Annotated in this window: 18 protein-coding genes; 6 read left to right on the top strand and 12 right to left on the bottom strand. The window is 54.5% G+C overall.

Features of this window, described 5'->3' with window-relative positions; genetic code table 11:
• Window positions 1–24: 24 nt before the first annotated feature.
• Both pbpC and K1718_RS18955 read left to right on the top strand, forming a co-directional pair.
• Window positions 25–2,166, top strand: a complete 2,142-nt coding sequence (gene pbpC / locus K1718_RS18960) for a penicillin-binding protein 1C (protein WP_265681204.1) — start codon at window positions 25–27, stop codon at window positions 2,164–2,166.
• A 522-nt stretch (window positions 2,167–2,688) separates the two neighbouring features.
• On the top strand, window positions 2,689–3,852 hold the full coding sequence (locus K1718_RS18955) for a porin (protein WP_152502445.1): 1,164 nt from the start codon (window positions 2,689–2,691) through the stop codon (window positions 3,850–3,852).
• Window positions 3,853–4,011: 159 nt separating this feature from the next.
• On the opposite strand, the gene K1718_RS18950 is transcribed toward K1718_RS18955, so the two are convergent.
• On the bottom strand, window positions 4,012–4,941 hold the full coding sequence (locus K1718_RS18950; RefSeq protein ID WP_265681205.1) for an alpha/beta fold hydrolase: 930 nt from the start codon (window positions 4,939–4,941) through the stop codon (window positions 4,012–4,014).
• 357 nt (window positions 4,942–5,298) lie between these two features.
• Between K1718_RS18950 and dapA the strand changes: the two genes are divergently transcribed.
• Window positions 5,299–6,177 carry a 4-hydroxy-tetrahydrodipicolinate synthase gene (gene dapA, locus K1718_RS18945; RefSeq protein WP_152502443.1) on the top strand — a complete coding sequence of 293 codons (879 nt, stop codon included), beginning with the start codon at window positions 5,299–5,301 and terminating at the stop codon, window positions 6,175–6,177.
• A gap of 43 nt (window positions 6,178–6,220) precedes the next feature.
• On the top strand, window positions 6,221–6,700 hold the full coding sequence (gene smpB / locus K1718_RS18940; RefSeq protein ID WP_152502442.1) for an SsrA-binding protein SmpB: 480 nt from the start codon (window positions 6,221–6,223) through the stop codon (window positions 6,698–6,700).
• A 187-nt stretch (window positions 6,701–6,887) separates the two neighbouring features.
• Here smpB and K1718_RS18935 read toward each other — a convergent pair whose 3' ends face one another.
• The 3 genes from K1718_RS18935 to K1718_RS18925 form a co-directional block, all read right to left on the bottom strand.
• Window positions 6,888–7,256 carry an acyl-CoA thioesterase gene (locus K1718_RS18935; RefSeq protein WP_285806030.1) on the bottom strand — a complete coding sequence of 123 codons (369 nt, stop codon included), beginning with the start codon at window positions 7,254–7,256 and terminating at the stop codon, window positions 6,888–6,890.
• Between the two features lie 86 nt (window positions 7,257–7,342).
• A complete protein-coding gene (locus tag K1718_RS18930; protein WP_265681207.1) occupies window positions 7,343–8,506 on the bottom strand; it encodes an iron-containing alcohol dehydrogenase in 1,164 nt (387 codons plus the stop codon).
• A 93-nt stretch (window positions 8,507–8,599) separates the two neighbouring features.
• Complete coding sequence (locus K1718_RS18925) at window positions 8,600–9,007, bottom strand: DUF2000 family protein (protein ID WP_265681208.1); 408 nt, start codon at window positions 9,005–9,007, stop codon at window positions 8,600–8,602.
• Between K1718_RS18925 and K1718_RS18920 the strand changes: the two genes are divergently transcribed.
• On the top strand, window positions 9,006–9,923 hold the full coding sequence (locus K1718_RS18920) for an AraC family transcriptional regulator (RefSeq protein WP_265681209.1): 918 nt from the start codon (window positions 9,006–9,008) through the stop codon (window positions 9,921–9,923). The genes K1718_RS18925 and K1718_RS18920 overlap by 2 nt on opposite strands.
• Here the strand turns inward: K1718_RS18920 and parC are convergent.
• Window positions 9,918–12,173: a DNA topoisomerase IV subunit A gene (parC, locus tag K1718_RS18915; protein ID WP_265681210.1), complete on the bottom strand. Its 2,256-nt coding sequence runs from the start codon at window positions 12,171–12,173 to the stop codon at window positions 9,918–9,920. The genes K1718_RS18920 and parC overlap by 6 nt on opposite strands.
• 347 nt (window positions 12,174–12,520) lie before the next feature.
• Between parC and lepB (K1718_RS18910) the strand changes: the two genes are divergently transcribed.
• Window positions 12,521–13,189, top strand: a complete 669-nt coding sequence (gene lepB / locus K1718_RS18910) for a signal peptidase I (protein ID WP_265681211.1) — start codon at window positions 12,521–12,523, stop codon at window positions 13,187–13,189.
• Between the two features lie 19 nt (window positions 13,190–13,208).
• On the opposite strand, the gene recO is transcribed toward lepB (K1718_RS18910), so the two are convergent.
• From recO to pyrE, 7 genes are all read right to left on the bottom strand, one after another.
• Window positions 13,209–13,946 (bottom strand): DNA repair protein RecO, encoded by a 738-nt coding sequence (gene recO / locus K1718_RS18905; RefSeq protein ID WP_285806029.1) that lies wholly within the window; start codon window positions 13,944–13,946, stop codon window positions 13,209–13,211.
• A 100-nt stretch (window positions 13,947–14,046) separates the two neighbouring features.
• A complete protein-coding gene (era, locus tag K1718_RS18900) occupies window positions 14,047–14,973 on the bottom strand; it encodes a GTPase Era (protein WP_173006254.1) in 927 nt (308 codons plus the stop codon).
• A gap of 82 nt (window positions 14,974–15,055) precedes the next feature.
• Window positions 15,056–15,760: a ribonuclease III gene (gene rnc / locus K1718_RS18895; RefSeq protein WP_152502433.1), complete on the bottom strand. Its 705-nt coding sequence runs from the start codon at window positions 15,758–15,760 to the stop codon at window positions 15,056–15,058.
• A gap of 21 nt (window positions 15,761–15,781) precedes the next feature.
• Window positions 15,782–16,534 carry a signal peptidase I gene (gene lepB / locus K1718_RS18890; protein WP_152502432.1) on the bottom strand — a complete coding sequence of 251 codons (753 nt, stop codon included), beginning with the start codon at window positions 16,532–16,534 and terminating at the stop codon, window positions 15,782–15,784.
• 116 nt (window positions 16,535–16,650) lie between these two features.
• On the bottom strand, window positions 16,651–17,082 hold the full coding sequence (acpS, locus tag K1718_RS18885; protein ID WP_152502431.1) for a holo-ACP synthase: 432 nt from the start codon (window positions 17,080–17,082) through the stop codon (window positions 16,651–16,653).
• 60 nt (window positions 17,083–17,142) lie between these two features.
• The gene (locus K1718_RS18880; protein WP_152502430.1) at window positions 17,143–17,745 is read right to left on the bottom strand and encodes a DUF2062 domain-containing protein; all 603 of its coding nucleotides are present in this window, start codon (window positions 17,743–17,745) and stop codon (window positions 17,143–17,145) included.
• Between the two features lie 31 nt (window positions 17,746–17,776).
• Window positions 17,777–18,358, bottom strand: coding sequence for an orotate phosphoribosyltransferase (gene pyrE, locus K1718_RS18875; RefSeq protein ID WP_152502429.1), 582 nt, complete (start codon window positions 18,356–18,358; stop codon window positions 17,777–17,779).
• Window positions 18,359–18,365: the final 7 nt, after the last annotated feature.

Below are 18,365 nucleotides of genomic sequence, written 5' to 3'. Positions count from 1 at the left end.
GGTCGGCAGCAAGGCGGTAGCAACATGCCTGATGTGTTTAAAATTCACCATCGGCGAAGCCTGCACACGGCCGGACAGCGGCTTGTCGCTGCCGGAATCGGCCTTGCGTCCCTGGCGATGTGCGGGGTTTTGAAAGTCCAGGCCGACTATGGCGCCTTACCGCCATTGCCTGCAGTGAGTGACTTGTCGCTTTCCGTTGTCGTGCTGGATAGGCAGGACAGGCTATTGCGGGCCTTCACAAGTCTTGATGACAAATGGCGTTTGCCTGTCGAGCTGGAAAGCATCGACCCGCTTTATATCAAAATGCTGCTCGCATTCGAAGATCAGCGCTTTCACCGGCACCACGGGATCGACGTCAGGGCACTTTTGCGCTCGCTGCTTGCCAGCCTTCGTCAGGGACAAATTGTTTCCGGTGGATCCACGTTGACGATGCAGGTCGCCAGGTTGCTGGACGAAAGACCGACACGGTCATTGAAGCGCAAATACGAGCAGTTTTTAAAAGCCGTACAGCTTGAGCAGGCCTATTCCAAAGAAGACATTTTGCGTTTCTATGCGCTGAGAGCCCCATTTGGCGGCAATCTTGAAGGGGTGCGTGCTGCAAGCCTGACATGGTTCGGCAAGGAGCCGAAGCGGTTGACACCGGCGCAGGCCGCTCTGCTTGTCGCTCTTCCACAGAGCCCTGAAGCCCGGCGACCGGACCGATTTGCTGAAAATGCGATGAAGGCACGCAACAGGGTGTTGAAGCGAGCGTTGGCGGCTGGCGTTCTGACCAAGGACGAAACCGCGTCGGCAATGACTGAGCCTGTTCGCTCCAAACGATACGACATGCCGTTTCTGGCCCCTCATGAGAGCAGGGAAGCAAAAGCTGGAAATCCCGTCCGGTCCGAGCACAATCTGACCCTTGACCGAGATCTCCAGGCAGCACTTGAAAAGCTGGCACGCCGAAAGATCACCGCACTGCCAGCACCCATTTCGTCATCTATTATTGTCGCGGATCACCAAAGCGGCGAAATCGTTGCCCGGATTGGCGCCCCGGATATGCTCAATGGCGGGCGTCTCGGACATGTCGATATGACACGAGCAGTCCGCTCACCAGGCTCGACTCTCAAGCCCTTTATTTATGGCCTCGCATTTGAGGAAGGCATCGGGTTGCCCCAAAGCCTTATTGTGGATCGGGCAATCGATATCAGTGGCTACCAGCCGACAAACTTCGATCAGGCCTATCAAGGCACCGTTACATTGCGGGAAGCCTTGCAGCTGTCACTCAATACTCCGGCTGTTCAGTTGCTCGAGGCGGTTGGTCCTGCACGATTGATCGCGCGTTTGAAGCGCGCGGGCGTTCGTCCTGTGCTGAAAAAGGATGTTGCTCCCGGCCTTGCGATCAGTCTGGGGGGCGTTGGTATCACTCTGAAAGACCTCGCCCAGGCTTATGCAGCCCTGGCCAGAGGAGGGGTTCCCATTGACCTTACGACCTGCCGAATTGATTGTAAGGTGGAAAGCAGCGCTCAGGTGTCACAGAGACTCTTGTCCGGGAAAGCATCCTGGATGGTCAGCGACATATTGACGGGTCTTCCACAGACACAGAGCGCCGAGACTTCACACATCGCCTATAAGACCGGGACGGCTTACGGGTACCGGGATGCTTGGGCGGCTGGGTTCGACGGTCGGCATGTTGTGGCCGTTTGGGTTGGCCGACCGGATGGCACGCCCGTGCCTGGGCAAACAGGCGCATCGGTTGCTGTTCCCATCCTGTTTGAAGTCTTTCAGAAACTGGGGCCAGAAAGGGTTCCGCTCCAAGACGCCCCTGTAGACGTTTCCCGGCAAGCGCAAGGCGAAGTTCCTGTTCCGCTACGCTATGCACGATTGCCGGATGCGCAAAACCGGGGTTCTGGAAACGAAGGTCTTCGCATCGCCTTTCCACCTGACGGTGCGGAACTGGACCTGGGGTTTACTCGGAACGAGACGTCAAGTTGGCAAGTCCAGCCGTTGGTGGTGAAGTTGAAAGGAGGCAAGGCTCCCTATTCGGTGCTGATCAATGGACGGCCTTTGCCGGAGAAAATGCAACGCCAGCAGCTGGTCTGGCAGCCGGATGGGCCAGGCTTCACCGAGGTGACCATTTTGGACAGATCAGGTCACAGCGACAAAGTGACGGTTCTGCTTCGGTAGCCTCCGGCGTCGCTCGGTGAGGCGTGAAACCATTCGCGCTGTGAACTGCCGGGGCGCTCAATTCCGATATCTGATTCTGAGACAGTCGATTTTTCAACGAGGGGATTCGCGAGCCCTATATTCTTGTGGCTCCTGCGGGTGAAGATGGTCTGTTCGACGTGGATTCGATTCCCGGTTTTGACCGAAATTCTCGAAAACACTTTGGAGAGTCTGCCCATCGGGACCACGCTTCAGGGGCAGAACCACGCCTATTTCCTAACAGTTCCTAAATTTCACCACCGATTTTGTGACATTCGCGCAACACCGGTTTTTGAAAACAGGCTCAGAGGGTTGGGGGAACCGCATTCTGTGTTGAACCGCGATGCTGGATGCGTATGGTCACATTTGCGAGCGGCTTCGCGCCGCACTGGTTTGCACACCTCGGACGTCCAACCTCCGGTCGGTAGCAAACACAGACATAATTCGCGGGGACAATGGTGCTTCTGTTTAGTACCGATTGATATGACTGATTGGAGGTCAAAAATGAAACTCTTTAAGGGCATGATGCTCGGCGCTGCTGCAGTTGCTACTGCTGCCACCGCTCAGGCTGCCGATCTTCCGGTTGCTCCGGAGCCGGTCGACTACGTTCGTATCTGTGACGCATACGGCGCACGCTTCTACTACATCCCGGGCACAGAAACCTGCCTGCGTGTTGGTGGCCGTGTTCGTACCCAGTTCATCGTGAACAACGTTCTTGACGATGGTAACTGGGGCACTCGCGACTCTGACGGTTACTCCTGGCGTACACAGGGTTACCTGTACCTCGACGCTCGTACCGCAACTGAGTTCGGTACTCTGCGTGCCTATGTTGAGCTGTCTCAGCGAGTAGACAACGACGTCGAAACCTTCGACTTCGGTTCCACTTACATTCAGTGGGGCGGCCTCACCGCTGGTTACCTCGGTTCTAACTTCGACATCTTCACCGGTCAGGTTTTCGTCGGTGTTGTTGGTCGTGACTGGTCCGATGAAACTCTGAACCAGATCGCTTACACTGCAGCTTTCGGCAACGGTTTCTCCGCTACGATCGCTCTTGAAGATCAGGCTGGCCGTCAGGTCGGTTCCTACGGCGGCACCCGCATGCCGGACGTCGTTGCTGCTCTTGGCGTTTCCCAGGGCTGGGGTTCTGCACAGCTTTCCGGTGCTCTGCACCAGGTCTACCCGAGCACAGCTGCTGCTCACCAGACTGGCGCAACCAACAACGGTGCTGACGATCAGCTCGGTTGGGCAATCGGCGCTGGCGTGAAGTTCAACCTGCCGATGATCAACTCCGGTTCGAACATCTACTTCCAGGGTTTCTATGCTGACGGCGCTCTGTCCTACATCGGTGCAGGCAGCACTGAAGGCGGCGTGACTGTTTCTGACTTCGGCGCAACTAGCGGTACTTCCACTGGTTACTCTCTGTCAGCTGGTGCATACGTCCAGGCAACTTCCACTATCGGTCTTGCACTCGACGGTTCTTACATGGACGTCGACCAGGCTAACGGCTTCACCGACTTCTCCCGTTGGGCGATCGATGGTTCCGTACAGTGGGAGCCGGTCTCTGGCTTCGTAATGGGTGCAGACGTTGGTTACTCCAACACTGACCCGAACACTGGTTCCGATGTTGACGAACTCCTCTTCGGTGTTCGCCTGCAGCGCACCTTCTAATCAACCCTCTCTTGAGGTTTGATGAGAAACCCGGCGGAAACGCCGGGTTTCTTTTTGTTTGAATGTTTAATTGAAAAACCGGTCTCTGCAGATTTCTTCCGGAGACACTGTGTTGAGCGGCGGACCATTGCTACTTAGTCCTGCCGACCGGTCTTGAACTCAGATCGAACTCAAGAACTCTGCGATGGTCTCATGGGTGTCAGTCTCCCAGAGGACCGGGGCGTGTCCCTGACCCTTGATCGTTTTAAGTTGAGAATTGGGATGCATGTCGATCATTCGTTTACACGTTTCGGCGCTCAACAGATCTGAGTGCTCACCCCGCAGGATCAAAACAGGTCGGTCCGTAAGATTGTCATAAAGAGGCCAGAGATCGGGGACCGGTGCGGCATCGTCCAAACTTGCAAACTGGCGCGCAAGTGCCGGGTCATAATCCATGACAAACGAACCATCGTGCTTGGAAGCCAGTTGCGCGGCCATTTTCAGCCAATCATCCTTCCCAAACACTGGAAATTGTGGCCCAAGTGTCCGGGTCAGCGTCTCAGCAATGCCATCAAGAGTGGCACAGGACATGTTGTGACCAAGAGTTGCCGCAATCCGGTGGATTGCGCGCATCTCGATATGCGGACCAATATCATTAAAAACCACTGCCGCCATTCGATCTGCCGGGTAGCGCAGGCCCAAAACAAGCGCATGAAGACCACCGCGCGATGTTCCGAACAACGCGAACCGTTCTAGCTTGAGATGGTCAATGGCGGCATCGATATCCTTTTCCTCTATCGGGAGAGCGTAGTTTTGCCAATCCGGATCCCAATCGCTTTTGCCGCGCCCTCGATAGTCGAGTGCGATAACGCGATGTCCTTTTCTTTGAAGGAAATTGGAGATCTCATTGAAATCTCTCGTATTTCTAGAGAGACCCGGCAGGCAGAGAACTGGTATCGGTGTTTTGTGCGCTTCATTCGCGTTAGGTGATGCTGGCCATTCTCTCCCAGCGAGGGTCAAACCATCATGGCTTTTCCAGAAGAATTCACTCGTCTGAGGCAACTGATCACTATTCTCGCCGGTCGGTGCTTCTTGCGGCACGAAAGCCATGAGCGTCTCCTCAAAGGTTCTCAATTCTGTTTGCCGCGAAAGATAATGACCTTTCAATGCGGTTGCCAGAAGACAAACGGAAGATCGCAGCCGGAGTTCGCTATTTTCAGACGAAATGCCGCTTTGATTTGCTCCGGTCAGAGGTGGGGCTTTTGATCATTTGGAATGTGGTCGAGACTTTTAGATCGCCTGTCGCGTTGGAAGTATCCGGTTGCAGCAAGAAAAGTCGTTTTACGAGCTGGGAATGGTACAGCAAGCATTGCCCGATGACCTGCAGATGAGTATGTTGCGCCTCCATTCAAGACAGTAAGTCTAAAATCTGAAAAGTCTGACCAGACGGTTCAAGAGGAAACAGAAATGTTCAAAGGCTCCATTCCAGCACTGATTACACCCTTCAAGGATGGAGTACTTGACGAGAAACGGTTCCAGGACTTTGTAGATTGGCAGATTTCTGAGGGCTCTTCCGGTCTCGTGCCTGTTGGTACAACTGGTGAAAGCCCGACGCTGACCCACGAAGAGCACAAGCGTGTAATTGAACTCTGTGTCGAAGCAGCATCTGGCCGCGTTCCCGTAATGGCGGGGGCCGGGTCTAACAATACGACTGAAGCGATTGATTTTGCGCAGCATGCCGAAAGGGCCGGCGCCAATGCAATTCTTGTCGTAACACCATATTACAACAAGCCAAATCAGGCCGGATTGAAAGCACACTTCAAGGCTGTCAACGATGCTGTCGGCATTCCGATCTTCATCTACAACATTCCGGGTCGCTCCATCATCGATATGACCCCGGAGACAATGGCTGAGCTCTTTGAAACCTGCGAAAACATCAAAGGTGTCAAAGACGCGACCGCGGATATGGCAAAGGCGAGTCGCCAACGGCATTTGTGTGGACCGGAATTCGTTCAGTTGTCCGGCGAAGATATTTCAGCATTGGCATTCAACGCTCATGGGGGCGTCGGCTGTATTTCCGTAACCGCCAATGTTGCTCCGCGAATGTGTGCTGAATTCCAGGCAGCCACGCGCGCAGGTGACTATAAAAAAGCCTTGGAACTGCAGGACCGCTTGGCTCCACTACATCGCGCTTTGTTTCTGGAACCGAGCCCGGGTGGGTCGAAATACGCATTGTCGCTGCTTGGCAAGATCGACGAGGAACTTCGTCTGCCGCTTGTTCCGATCTCGGAAAGCGCGAGGACCGAAGTCAGAGATGCAATGGCGCATGCAGGCTTGATCAACTGATCGGACGTAACAAACAAGGTGCAGCGCACCTGGAAAGAACAAAATGGCTCCGAAAAAGGGGGACGTTCCGGGACGGACCATTATCTCCGACAACCGGAAAGCCCGTTTCAACTTTGAAATAGAGGACACGCTGGAAGCTGGCATTGAGCTGAAGGGCACGGAAGTCAAATCCCTGCGCAACGGCAAGGCGAATATTGCCGAATCCTACGCGGCTGAATATGGCGGAGAGATTTGGATCTACAACGTTTATATTCCGGAATATCTTCAGGCCAACCGTTTCAATCACGAGCCGCGTCGTCCGCGTAAGCTATTGTTACACAAGCGTGAAATCGGGAAGCTTGCAGGAGCGGTTCAAAAGGAAGGCAAGACCATTGTCCCGCTCAAGCTTTATTTCAACGACAAGGGCCGGGCGAAGCTTGAACTGGCCCTTGCGCGAGGGAAGAAGCTTCATGACAAGCGCGAGACTGAGAAAAAGCGCGATTGGCAACGCGAAAAGTCTCGCCTTATGAAGAATTTGGGCTAAGCGACACTTCTTTTTTGAACCTCAGGATCGCAATCGAGTCTGTGTGCAACCTGTTATCAGCCTGAGGATAAGCTGTGAATGGTGTGTGACTTTCCTGTGGTTTGTCACTTTTACCTTCAACCGGCAATCCTGTTGAAAGCTTGTGGTTTGTGCCAGAACTTCCACGACTTGTGTGATTGATGCCTATTTAAGCCATCAAGCTTGTTAGGATACTGCGTTTCTGGTGGGAAATTGTGACTGGTCTTCGGCTGTTTCGGTCCACCTGCACATGGACGAAACGCCCGTGCGCAGCCGTTTCGTTGGCGTCGCCCGAAAACAGACCGATCCTGAAAACCACAGAACTTCCGCCAAGTTTTTCGATCTTGAGACCTGCGGAGACCTCATTAGGGAATGTGAGTTCGGAAAAATAGTGGCATCCAGTCTCGACGACCAGAAAGATCTCGGAACTGTTTACCGGATCCAGAAGGCCATTGGCCACGTACCAGCCATTCACGGCAGTGTCGAAGAAGCTCAAATACTGGACATTGTTGACATGGCCATAGATGTCCACATCCATCCACCTGGTGGGGATTTGTTGAAAAGCTTTGAAATCCGAACGGTTTAATGAGACGGGGCGGGCAACTTGTGGAGGGATACTTGTCGTCATAGGGCGGCCGTATAGATCTCAAGAGCGTCTTTTTCAGCGATGTCGCGCGGGTTGTTGATCAGGAGCCGCGTTTGTTTCATGGCATCACGTGCCATCTTGGGAAGGTCATCTTCGCCGATGCCAACGTCGCGCAAACTGGTTTGAAGTCCGAGTTTTTCTGACAGGTCGGCTAGCCTTTCCGCAAACTCGTCTGCGCAGTTCGACGGATCATCGATAAGGGCAAGATCGGGAAACAAGACGGGTGCAATTTCAGCGTAAAGCTCTGCAGCAACTGGATTATTGTACTTCAGGACATGCGGCAGCACCAGTGCGTTTGAAAGGCCGTGTGGGACGTGAAAGGTTCCACCGATCGGGTAGGCGAGGGCGTGTACGGCGGCCACCGGCGCGTTGGCAAATGCCATGCCTGCGAGCATGGAGCCGAGAAGCATCGCGCCGCGAGCGCTCTCATTTTGTGGCGAAAAAACCGCTGTTTCGATATTGGCTCCCAAAAGTCGCAATGCTTCGACCGCAAGTGCCTTGGAAACAGGATTATTGTTTGCAGATTTCGAGGCATAGGCCTCAATGGCATGCACCATGGCATCTATACCCGTGGCCGCCGTCACCGGGCCGGGCAGTCCGAGTGTCAAAAGCGGATCAAGAACGGCAATGTCTGGCAACAGGACCGGTGACACGACGCCGCGCTTTTCCTCATCGCCAACAGTGATGATCGAGATTGGTGTTACTTCGGAACCGGTACCCGCTGTTGTCGGTATCAGGATAAGCGGCAAACGTGGTCCCTTGGCATTTCCAATTCCCCAGGCCCCATCCAAGTCCTCATTGCTGCCGGCAAGGAGCGCAACGAGTTTGGCAACGTCAAGGGACGAACCGCCGCCAAAGCCGATAATTGAGGTCGCTCGATGCCGTTTTGCCGCATCCACGGCCTCAGCGACAAGTGCTCGCGGTGGATCGGCGGCAACTTTTTCAAACCGTCCCAGATCGCGGCCGGTTTTAACAATTGCGCGCTCACAAGGGCTTTGCAGACCAAGAGACAGGATCCCCGGGTCGGTGACAAGGAACGGACGTTCACCAAGGAATTCGGCAGCGTGGTCTGTCAGTCGTTCCGCGGATCCGTTTTCAAAGACGATGCGTTGGCTGGTGTTGAAAGTGAATGCACCGATCATTGTTTCCCTCATCTGACAGAGAACCGAAGATTGCCCCCCAAAAGGCAATTCGTCGAGGGGCCAAGGACCAGACTTTAGATGAAGTCGAACGGTTCAGGGATGCATGCGAGCCCCTTTTGAGATTTTGTCTGCAGTTTTCCTGTCGGTGTGAAAGGCAATCCCCACAACATTGGCGTTGTCTGGCGAGAATTTCGAGAACACCTCCCTGTTGGCGGTGTCGTGTCCCGTTGCAAACATCTCTTCGACATAGAGGCTGGAGGAAACGTCTCGATTCAGCGCGCGCTGCTGTATCTTGGCAAGTGTTTCTGCGTCTGCGCAAAGCACAATGATCGGCTGGACGCTCATTGGATAATAGACATTATTGGCAGCATCGCGATAGTTTTCACCAATGATTTCAACCTTGGCGGAGGCAATACCGGTCGCCAGAAAAGCGGTGACATTCAGCTTTTGCCAAACGGCAAGGTCGTCGCGAACAACAACGACAAATTTGGTTTCGAACATGAGCACAAACTCCACGTTGGGGTATCAAGAAAACAACACGGCCCAGACCCTAGATGCGGGGCTGGGTGCAGGTCTTGAACGTTTGTGCAACACGCCGGGAGACGGAATAACATCAGCGCCACCTGAAGCCGGTATTGAGCGCATTGAAGCCCGGTTTCAAGGCAATGGATTTTCTCCGCATCGCCACGACACTTATGCGATCGGTTTGACCATCAACGGCGTGCAAACATTCAACTATCGGGGAGAGGGGCAGGCATCCTTGCCAGGTCAGGTCATTGTCATTCACCCTGACGAACTCCACGATGGCGGAGCTGGGAATGAACAAGGCCTGCGTTATCGAATGATTTATGTTCCGCCCGAAAAGATCTCAGACGCGCTCGCAGCGGGCCGGGACAGCGGACTTCCCTTCGTATCTTCACCAGTTCTGACCGATATTGAGTTTCGACAGGATCTTGTCGAGGCCCTGTCCGATATCGAGTGTGAAATCGGAGACTTGAAACGTGACTGCTTGCTTGCCGATCTTGCTGCCTGTCTGAAACGGCATGCAGACAACGGAAAGTCTAACAGACCGGCAGTGCTTGACCACAAAGCCTTGAAGGAATGCAGCGACTTGATGAAGGAGTGTTGCGATCGGGACGTGACACTGGCCGACCTTGAAGCGATCGCGCAAATCGACCGATATTCTCTTGCCCGCCAGTTTCGTCGTGCCTACGGCACCAGTCCGCATCGCTACCTGGTCATGCGACGTCTGGATCGGGTGAAGCTTAAATTGCAGAAGGGCGAGAAGCTTGCCGATGCCGCTGTTGGCAGCGGATTTTCCGATCAAAGCCACATGAACCGACACTTCAAGCGTGCCTTCGGCATGTCTCCGGGCGAATGGCGGCGCCTGCACGCCGCCGGCGGTCAAACTTTATAGTTTATTTGGACCGAACTTGTTCGACCGTGGGAAGCCGGTTGGCGGCAAGCGGCCAGCGTTCCCGCGTTCTCCGCGCCAATCCGCAAGTTCATCGAGAGATCGTGTGAAGCTCCGTCCGGAACTGTCTGTCCAAGTCAGACCCTGTTCGGCGCTGAAGACGCGCAAGTCGGAGATGTTTCCATCCCTGTAGCGCTGTAGCCGCACTCCGCGTCCACGGCCCATCTGCGGTATCTGCGCCAAGGGGAACACAAGCAATTTGCGGTTTTCACCTATGACGGCAACCTGATCGCCAGTTGCTTCGACACACAACGAAGCCTCAGCCGGTGTAGAAAGGTTCAATACCTGCTTGCCTTTGCGCGTGTTGGCAATGACGTCATCTTCACAGACAACAAATCCGCGCGCTTCGTTGTTGGACAACAGCAGGTTCCGCCCCGCCTTGTGAACAAACGCGTTCACAACATCCTGCGCTTCGTCCATTTCAACCATCAGACGGATGGGTTCGCCATGGCCGCGACCGCCAGGAAGCCGGTCTGCACCAAGGGTAAAGAACTTGCCGCCCGTTGAGAAAACCAGGATCTTGTCCGTTGTTTCTGCATGGAACGACAGCTTCAGATTGTCCCCCTGTTTGAAGGACAAGCTCGACAGGTCCGTCTGGTGGCCTTTGAGCGCGCGTATCCAGCCCTTCTCGGAGATAATGACGGTGATCGGTTCCTTTTCAATCATCGCCTGTTGAATATCGACAAGGTCGGCTTCCGGTGCTTCGGATTTGTCCGTGCGCCGCCGACCGATCTCGGTCTCCGGACCATAAACCTTGGAAATTTCGGAGATTTCCTTGGATATCTTGGTCCACTGGCGAGCGTCGGAACCGAGCAGTTTCGACAGCTGGTCCTTTTCCTCGGTGAGCTTGTCGTGCTCCTTGCGGATTTCCAATTCTTCCAGCTTGCGCAAGGATCTCAGGCGCATGTTCAAGATGGCTTCAGCTTGAACATCGGTCAGTTCGAACGTTCTGATCAGCTCAGCCTTGGCATCATCCTCTTCACGAATGATGCGGATCACTTCATCAAGATTCAGATAGGCAATCAAATAGCCTGCAAGGACCTCAAGTCGGTGATTTATCTGACCGAGCCGGTACTCGGAACGGCGTATCAGCACGACTTTGCGATGGTCCAGCCATTCACGAAGCACCTGCTTGAGGCCCATGACCATCGGCACCTTGCCCATGGACAGAACATTCATGTTCAACGAAAAGCGGTTTTCAAGGTCGGTGAGCTTGAACAAGGATTCCATCAGCAGATTGGCATCGACGTTGCGAGACCGTGGAACCAGCACGACACGAATGTCTTCCGCCGACTCGTCACGAACATCGTCCAGCAACGGAAGTTTGCGTGCCGTCAGCAGCTCGGCGATCTTCTCTATGAGGCGAGATTTTTGGACCTGATAGGGAATTTCTGAAACCACGATGACCCATTGGCCACGTCCCAGATCCTCAACTTCCCAACGCGCCCGGATACGGAAGCTTCCTCGACCGGTGGCATAGGCTTCGCGAATGGATCCCTGGTCCGACACAAGCAGACCACCAGTCGGAAAATCAGGCCCCTTGATGAATTCAAGAAGCTGGTCGACTTCCGCCTTCGGGTTCTTGATCAGGTGCTGGCAGGCTTCGCAAAGTTCAAAGGCATTATGCGGCGGGATCGATGTCGCCATGCCGACCGCGATGCCAGAAGACCCGTTTCCAAGCAGGTTCGGGAACCCGCCGGGCAGAACGATAGGTTCCTTGTCTTCGCCATCGTAGGTTTCCCGGAAATCAACAGCGTTTTCGTCTAGGCCATCAAGCAACCTCTTCGCCGTGTCCGTCATTCGGGCTTCGGTGTAACGCATCGCAGCCGCGTTATCGCCGTCGACATTGCCGAAGTTGCCCTGACCGTCGATCAGCGGATAACGCTGCGCAAAGTCCTGTGCCAGCCGGACAAGTGCGTCATAGACAGCCTGGTCACCATGGGGGTGGTATTTACCGATTACGTCACCGACCACACGTGCGCATTTCTTGAAACCGGCACCCGGGTCCAGCTTCAGGAGCCGCATGGCGTATAGAAGGCGTCGGTGAACCGGTTTCAAACCGTCGCGCACATCCGGCAGTGCCCGGTGCATGATGGTCGAAAGGGCATATGCAAGATAGCGCTCTTCCAGCGCGTCTTTCAGATTGATGCCTTCGATTCCGCCGCTTGGTGGAGGTGTCGTCTCTTTTCCCATATTCGCTTGCTAAACCTTTCCGCCAACCGGTGCAATTCGATTGCGGATGTTTGCAGCCACGAATGGCGGATTTTCAACGGAAATCGAACGTGTAGTGAGCAAAAATGTACAATATCTCTGTTCGACCCAACTATACCCGAAGCCTTTAGATCGACTTGGCTTCTGTCTGTTTGCTGGAACTGCAAGTCAGGCGACTTGCCGGGGGGCAAATATTCATTCAACCAGGTGGAGAGGAGCGTGATTGATGCGCTCTGGTTGAAATTTCGCTGACATTGAATACATCGAACTGGCCACGTTTCACTTTGCCCCCGTTCATGATTTTAACATTTGAATTCAAGGAGCTGAAATTGACCCGATCTGTGAAGACACTCCTTTTGTCAGGATTGGTCCTGGGGGTTTTGGCGCTAATAACCACTGCGTTTTTCTCGACAAGTTTCTACTATTTGCGCGCCAAACCTTTTGAAACACCTGCAGGCAGCATGCGCCCGACGCTTCAGCAAGGAGACAGTTTTCTTGTCAGCCAGATCTTTCCAATCATTGGTGAAAGATATGCACCCGAGCGCGGAGACATCGTCGTTTTCCGTCATCCTCAGAACCCGGGCGTCACATATGTAAAGCGTGTGATTGGCCTGTCGGGTGAGCGCATCCAGATGAAAAAAGGGGAAGTCTATCTGAACGGTCAGCCCTTCGAGCGGCAGCAAACGGAAGCGATTGAAGAAAAGTCCAGAGATGGAAAAGTTTCAATGGTTCAGACCTACCGCGAGACCTTGCCGAACGGGAGATCACATGAGGTCATTGACCTTCAGGTTGACGGCAGGTTCGACGAAACACCGGAATTCGATATCCCCGAGGGGCATTTGTTCGTGCTGGGTGACAACCGGGACAATTCGATAGATAGCCGCATGCAAGGTCATTTTGGATTTGTACCGATAGAAAATGTCACCGGCATCGCCCGGCATGTCTATTTCTCAGGTCCCGAAGACGGGTTTGTTTGGCGCTCCCTGGAGCAGAACTGAGATAGGTCTGAGAAAAGCCCTATTGAAAATTCCAGGGAAAGTCGGCGCGAAACCGTTTTTCCAACGCTCCGACCAGCATGTCACGCGTACCGCTGTCTTCACCGTTTCGCTCCATCAGGTGTCGGTTCAGGAAAAAGCCTGTCAGTTCAAACCCCTCCGTCACGTCATGCCAGGTCAGTTCGCTGCCCTTCTGTCGCTGTCCATCCAGTAGGAAGGAGGGCAGTGGCAAAAGCTTGTCATGATAGGGGAGGCCGGCCTGCCGACTGACTGCGCGAGCCGATTTTGGTGAGACATAGACGAGGTCTTCCTGCGTGCCGTTTGCCGCGCACGATGTAAGATCCAGGCCAACACCAAGATCGCGAAGCAGCTCGAGCTCGAATCGGATGAGCAGTGCCGCAGCGGCGTCTGAACTCTCCAAATGATCAAGAACAACAGCCAAGGCTGAATAGAGCTTCGGATAAGGATGGCGTTCAGGCAATAGCCTGAGCAGAAATGCAAGGTGCTGAAGAGCCGTGAGGCCAACCGAGTTTGTCATGAGGTCTCCAGCTCGCAGAGCGTGAGGCTCAATCTGGAATTGACCCAAATGATCGGAAAGACGTGCTTTCCAGGTCAAATCCAGCTCGTTTCCAGGCTGCAGCATGGGGCGGTGGCGTCTGGATCGTCCACCGCGCACCAGGCCGAGGTGACGTCCCCGGTCCAGCGTCATGACTTCCAGAATGATGTCGTTTTCACCATGTTTGCGGGTGGTGAGAACCACGCCGCGTCCGCTCCACTCCACGTCTCAGGTCCCGTGCTTGGATGACAATCGATACCGGATCTGCTTTGCCGATCTTCGCGAAATTCGGTCTGAATGCCAGTTATTTCGGAAATTCCAACCCCATTTCGCGGTAGCGTTCCGGGTCATTGGCCCAGTTTTCGCGTACCTTTACAAACAGGAACAGGTGCACAGGCGCATCGATGATCTCAGATAGTTCTTCGCGCGCGGCTTGTGAAATTGCTTTGATCGTTTGGCCTCGCTTGCCGAGTACGATGCTCTTCTGGCTGTCACGCTCCACATAGATCGTTTGTTCGATACGTGCAGACCCGTCCTTTCGAGTTTGCCATTGTTCCGTCTCCACCGTGGAAATATAGGGCAGCTCCTGGTGCAGGCGTTCAAACAACTTTTCACGCGTGATCTCTGCCGCAAGGATCCGCAAGGGCAGATCAGACGGTTGATCTTCGGGATAGAGCCAAGGTCCTTCCGGGACTTTGGACGCAAAATAGTCAAGTATCGCGTCTGTTCCGTCGCCGGTCAGCGCTGAAACCATGAAGGTTTCTTCAAACTCGATGTATTCGTTGGCCATTTGCGCCAGGTTGAGCAGTTTTTCCCGCTTGGCAATGTCGGTTTTGTTCAGAATCAGAACCTTCGGGGCCGGCTGGTTCCTCAGGCGCTTCAATATGTTCTCCACTTCTTCATCGATACCCTTACGAGCATCGATCAAAAGCGCAATGACGTCCGCATCCCTTGCGCCACCCCAGGCGGTGTCGACCATGGCTCGGTCAAGGCGCCGTTTGGGTTTGAAAATACCGGGAGTGTCAATGAAGACCAGTTGGGCGGAGCCGTGCATGGCCACTCCGCGCACGATGGTACGCGTCGTTTGGACCTTGTGAGTAACGATTGACACCTTGGTGCCGACGAGCTGATTGATCAGGGTTGATTTGCCCGCATTCGGGGCTCCGATCAGGGCAACGAAGCCCGCTTTCGTGTCGGCCGGCATGTCGGCCAGAGGTTCTGGAAGCGGCATGTCAAAACGGCCGCTCGGGGCAACGAACCCATTGTCCTCATCGTCCGGATCGCCGTTGGTGTTCTCATCGCTCACGGTGTCATCATTCCTTCCAGACGCCTTCACGGCGCAGAACGGCCTCGGCCGCATTCTGTTCGGCAAGCCTCTTTGAACCGCCTTTGCCTTCCCCTGGTGCCAGACCCTGAACGATCACGGCAACGGTAAAACTGGGAGCATGGTCAGGGCCATCCCGGCCGATCACGTCATATCGAGGAGTTGGCAGACTTTTGGACTGTGCCCATTCCTGCAATGTCGTCTTCGCATCTCTTAGCGGACCGGACCAAGATAGCATACGCGGTTCCCAAAGGCGTCTGACGAAGTCCTGGGCGGACTCAAATCCACCATCCAGATAAATAGCAGCGATCACCGCTTCGCAGATATCAGCGAGCAGGGCGGTTTTCTTGCGCCCGCCTGTCTGTGCCTCGGCAAGCCCGATGCGCATTGCGTCACCGATGCCGAGCTCCTGCGCGATTTCGGCACAGGTCTCTCGCTTGACCATATGATTGAAACGCCGTGCAAGTTCACCTTCATCAGCTTTTGGAAAGTGCTGATGAAGCATGGAGGCAATGGCAAGGCCAAGAACCCGGTCGCCCAAAAATTCCAGTCGCTGATAGCTGCCCGCGACGGTTTCAGAGGGATTGAGCGCACTGGCATGCGTCAGGGCTACTCTCAGAAGTTCCAGATCCTTGAAGTCGTACTCCAGGGCGGATTTCAATGCTGAGATTGGGTTCTTCGGTTTTAGGGTCATGCGGTTTGACAGAAATCCGGACTAGAGGGTCCGGCCAATCCGCTCCCAACGCACGCTCCAGGGCCAGGTCCAGATCTGCCAGGCAGGGGTTTTGTCTTTGATGGAAAAGAACAGGATTTCCGCACGGCCCATAAAGTTTTCGATCGGCACGTAACCGACCTTGCTAAGTACACGGCTGTCGACGGAATTGTCGCGGTTGTCGCCCATCATGAAGTAATGGCCTTCCGGGACCTTGTATTCGCGCGTGTTATCCAGCTGGCCGTTAGTGGTCAGGTCCAGAGTGTCGTAGGAAACGCCATTCGGCAACGTCTCTTTGAAACGCGGTACCCGGCGAACGGCACCCGACTCAGACTGCTCGATATAGTCGTCAATGCGCTCGCGTTTGACCGGTTCGCCGTTGATGTGAACAACACCTTCCAGCACCTGGATTGTATCGCCAGGCAAGCCGATAACCCGTTTGATGTAGTCGATGGATGTGTCGGTCGGTAGTTTGAAAACGGCCACATCGCCACGTTCGGGATCAGCCGACCAAACGCGGCCCGGGATTGGTACCAATCCCAGCGGGAACGAATATCGGGAATAGCCGTAGCTGTATTTGGACACAAACAGGTAGTCGCCAATCAGCAAAGTGTCCTTCATCGATCCGGATGGAATGTTGAACGGCTGAAACAAAAATGTGCGCACGACAAGGGCAAGCAGAAGCGCCTGGACGATCACCTTGATGGTTTCGCCAACGCCGCTTTCCTTCTCTTTTTTGTTTTCGGTCACGCTCATAATATCCCTTAAAATACTTTCCGTTGATCCGGAGGGCGACGCTGCAATGCTGCGCGACTTTTAGCTGTTCACGTCTGCGGAAGCAATGCAGGCGAGGGCGCTATGCCCAACGCCTTTCAGTTTGATCCTGGTTGGGGTGGTTCAGGCCAGTCCCGGGGCCATGCGGAAATGACGACGAAGGCCTGCGCCAACGGAAAATCATCCGTGATTGTGAGATCGATAGTCGTTTTGAAGCCTTCAGGTGTCATCGCGGCAAGCCGTTCGGCTGCCCCTCCCGCCAAGGCAATTGTCGGCTTTCCCGATGGCAGATTGACCACACCCATTTCCCGCCAGGCGACACCCATGCGGATGCCACTTCCCAACGCCTTGGAGCAAGCCTCCTTGGCAGCAAAACGCTTGGCGTAGGAAGCGGCTCTCTCTGCGCGCTTGTCAGATTTGGCTCGTTCAATATCGGTGAAGACCCGATTGGTGAAGCGTTCGCCAAAACGGTCCAGTGTTTTTTCGATCCGACGGATGTCGATCAGATCGCTACCAATGCCCAAGATCATGTTTCTTGATTTCCGTCCCTGAGGGGTATCGGCAAAAAGTGGTGCATGCGGGGCCTGGAATCAAGCGCCGCCATCTTCTTCCAGCGTGCGTCCGGGCGCCGGGAACAGCTGTTCGCCGCGCTCGGCGAGAATGCGTTTGCGCCGGCGCTGGTAGACCTCGACGCTCTTATAGACAATCACATAAGATACCGAACCGATGACCAATCCGAGCGGGACGCCACCAATGAACATCGGTTTGAGCATTGGCCAAAGAGAATCGAGCGATTTTTCAAAAAGCCCATGTTGAAACTGCTGATGGACATGCGCAGGATCTGCTTTGGGTGCGCGTCCGTGCAGGATCCATTGACCGATCTTGAATGTGAATGCCCAGATAAACGGGAAAGTAATCGGGTTGCCGATTGAGGTACCTAGAGCCGCTGCAATCAAATTGCCGCGAAGAACCCAGGCCAGGCCGAAAGCCGTGAGGAAGTGGAACCCAACCAAAGGCGTGCAAGAAGCAAAGGCACCTGCGGCGAACCCGATGGCAATTGCGTGTGGGGTCGCGGTCAGACGTAAAACCCGTTTGCCGAAATACTTGGTAGAACGTGACCAGCTGTTCCGTGGCCAGACGGCAACGCGCAATCGCTCTATGCGTGTTGGTATTTGTCTTCGGCGGAACAGCATTGTGTAGGCTTCGTCTCCGTTACTTTTTATTTCAGCTCAGTCCGCGACTGCCTGGTTTGACCGCGGGCAGGGCTGCCAGTTCCGGAGGCAGGTTATCCGGTTCGTAAACAGGCACCTTATATTCCGTTAGCGCAATTAGAGGCACGGATGTGTCCGCCTCGCCTGCAGAGCGGTCGATCAGGCAAGCCACTGCAACCACTTCAGCACCAAGAGCTTTCAGTGAGGTTACCGTCTCGCGCACTGAAAGGCCTGTTGTGACGATATCTTCGACAATAACCACTTTTGCACCCTTCGGAAGGTCAAAACGGCGTAAGCGAAATTCGCCATCTTCACGTTCCACCCACATTGCAGGGACGCCCAGGTGACGAGCTGTCTCATAACCGGGGATAAGGCCGCCAAGTGCAGGTGAAATAATGTAATCAACCTGTCCAAGCCCTGAGGACCTGATTTTGTCAGCCAGTGCCTTGCACAACGTCTCGGTCTTGTCCGGATACATGAATACCCGCGCCTTTTGCAGGTAGACCGGACTGCGAAGCCCGGACGTCAGAATGAAGTGCCCTTCCATGTAGGCACCTGCCTCGCGAAACAAGGACAAGACTTCGTCGCGTGTCATTAAGCTG

It is taken from the genome of Roseibium porphyridii, from assembly GCF_026191725.2.
In the GTDB taxonomy this organism is placed as follows: Bacteria; Pseudomonadota; Alphaproteobacteria; order Rhizobiales; family Stappiaceae; genus Roseibium; species Roseibium porphyridii.
Note: the sequence above shows the minus strand (reverse complement) of the source record. Positions and strands in the feature narration are given on the sequence as shown.

Bases quoted from the DNA above. Each gene is read 5' to 3' on its own strand.
- pbpC (WP_265681204.1), top strand. From the start codon at position 25: ATGCCTGATGTGTTTAAAATTCACCATCGGCGAAGCCTGCACACGGCC.
- K1718_RS18955 (WP_152502445.1), top strand. From the start codon at position 2,689: ATGAAACTCTTTAAGGGCATGATGCTCGGCGCTGCTGCAGTTGCTACT.
- K1718_RS18950 (WP_265681205.1), bottom strand. From the start codon at position 4,941: ATGGCTTTCGTGCCGCAAGAAGCACCGACCGGCGAGAATAGTGATCAG.
- dapA (WP_152502443.1), top strand. From the start codon at position 5,299: ATGTTCAAAGGCTCCATTCCAGCACTGATTACACCCTTCAAGGATGGA.
- smpB (WP_152502442.1), top strand. From the start codon at position 6,221: ATGGCTCCGAAAAAGGGGGACGTTCCGGGACGGACCATTATCTCCGAC.
- K1718_RS18935 (WP_285806030.1), bottom strand. From the start codon at position 7,256: ATGGATGTGGACATCTATGGCCATGTCAACAATGTCCAGTATTTGAGC.
- K1718_RS18930 (WP_265681207.1), bottom strand. From the start codon at position 8,506: ATGATCGGTGCATTCACTTTCAACACCAGCCAACGCATCGTCTTTGAA.
- K1718_RS18920 (WP_265681209.1), top strand. From the start codon at position 9,006: ATGAGCACAAACTCCACGTTGGGGTATCAAGAAAACAACACGGCCCAG.
- K1718_RS18925 (WP_265681208.1), bottom strand. From the start codon at position 9,007: ATGTTCGAAACCAAATTTGTCGTTGTTGTTCGCGACGACCTTGCCGTT.
- parC (WP_265681210.1), bottom strand. From the start codon at position 12,173: ATGGGAAAAGAGACGACACCTCCACCAAGCGGCGGAATCGAAGGCATC.
- era (WP_173006254.1), bottom strand. From the start codon at position 14,973: ATGCCGCTTCCAGAACCTCTGGCCGACATGCCGGCCGACACGAAAGCG.
- rnc (WP_152502433.1), bottom strand. From the start codon at position 15,760: ATGACCCTAAAACCGAAGAACCCAATCTCAGCATTGAAATCCGCCCTG.
- lepB (WP_152502432.1), bottom strand. From the start codon at position 16,534: ATGAGCGTGACCGAAAACAAAAAAGAGAAGGAAAGCGGCGTTGGCGAA.
- acpS (WP_152502431.1), bottom strand. From the start codon at position 17,082: ATGATCTTGGGCATTGGTAGCGATCTGATCGACATCCGTCGGATCGAA.
- K1718_RS18880 (WP_152502430.1), bottom strand. From the start codon at position 17,745: ATGCTGTTCCGCCGAAGACAAATACCAACACGCATAGAGCGATTGCGC.
- pyrE (WP_152502429.1), bottom strand. From the start codon at position 18,358: ATGACACGCGACGAAGTCTTGTCCTTGTTTCGCGAGGCAGGTGCCTAC.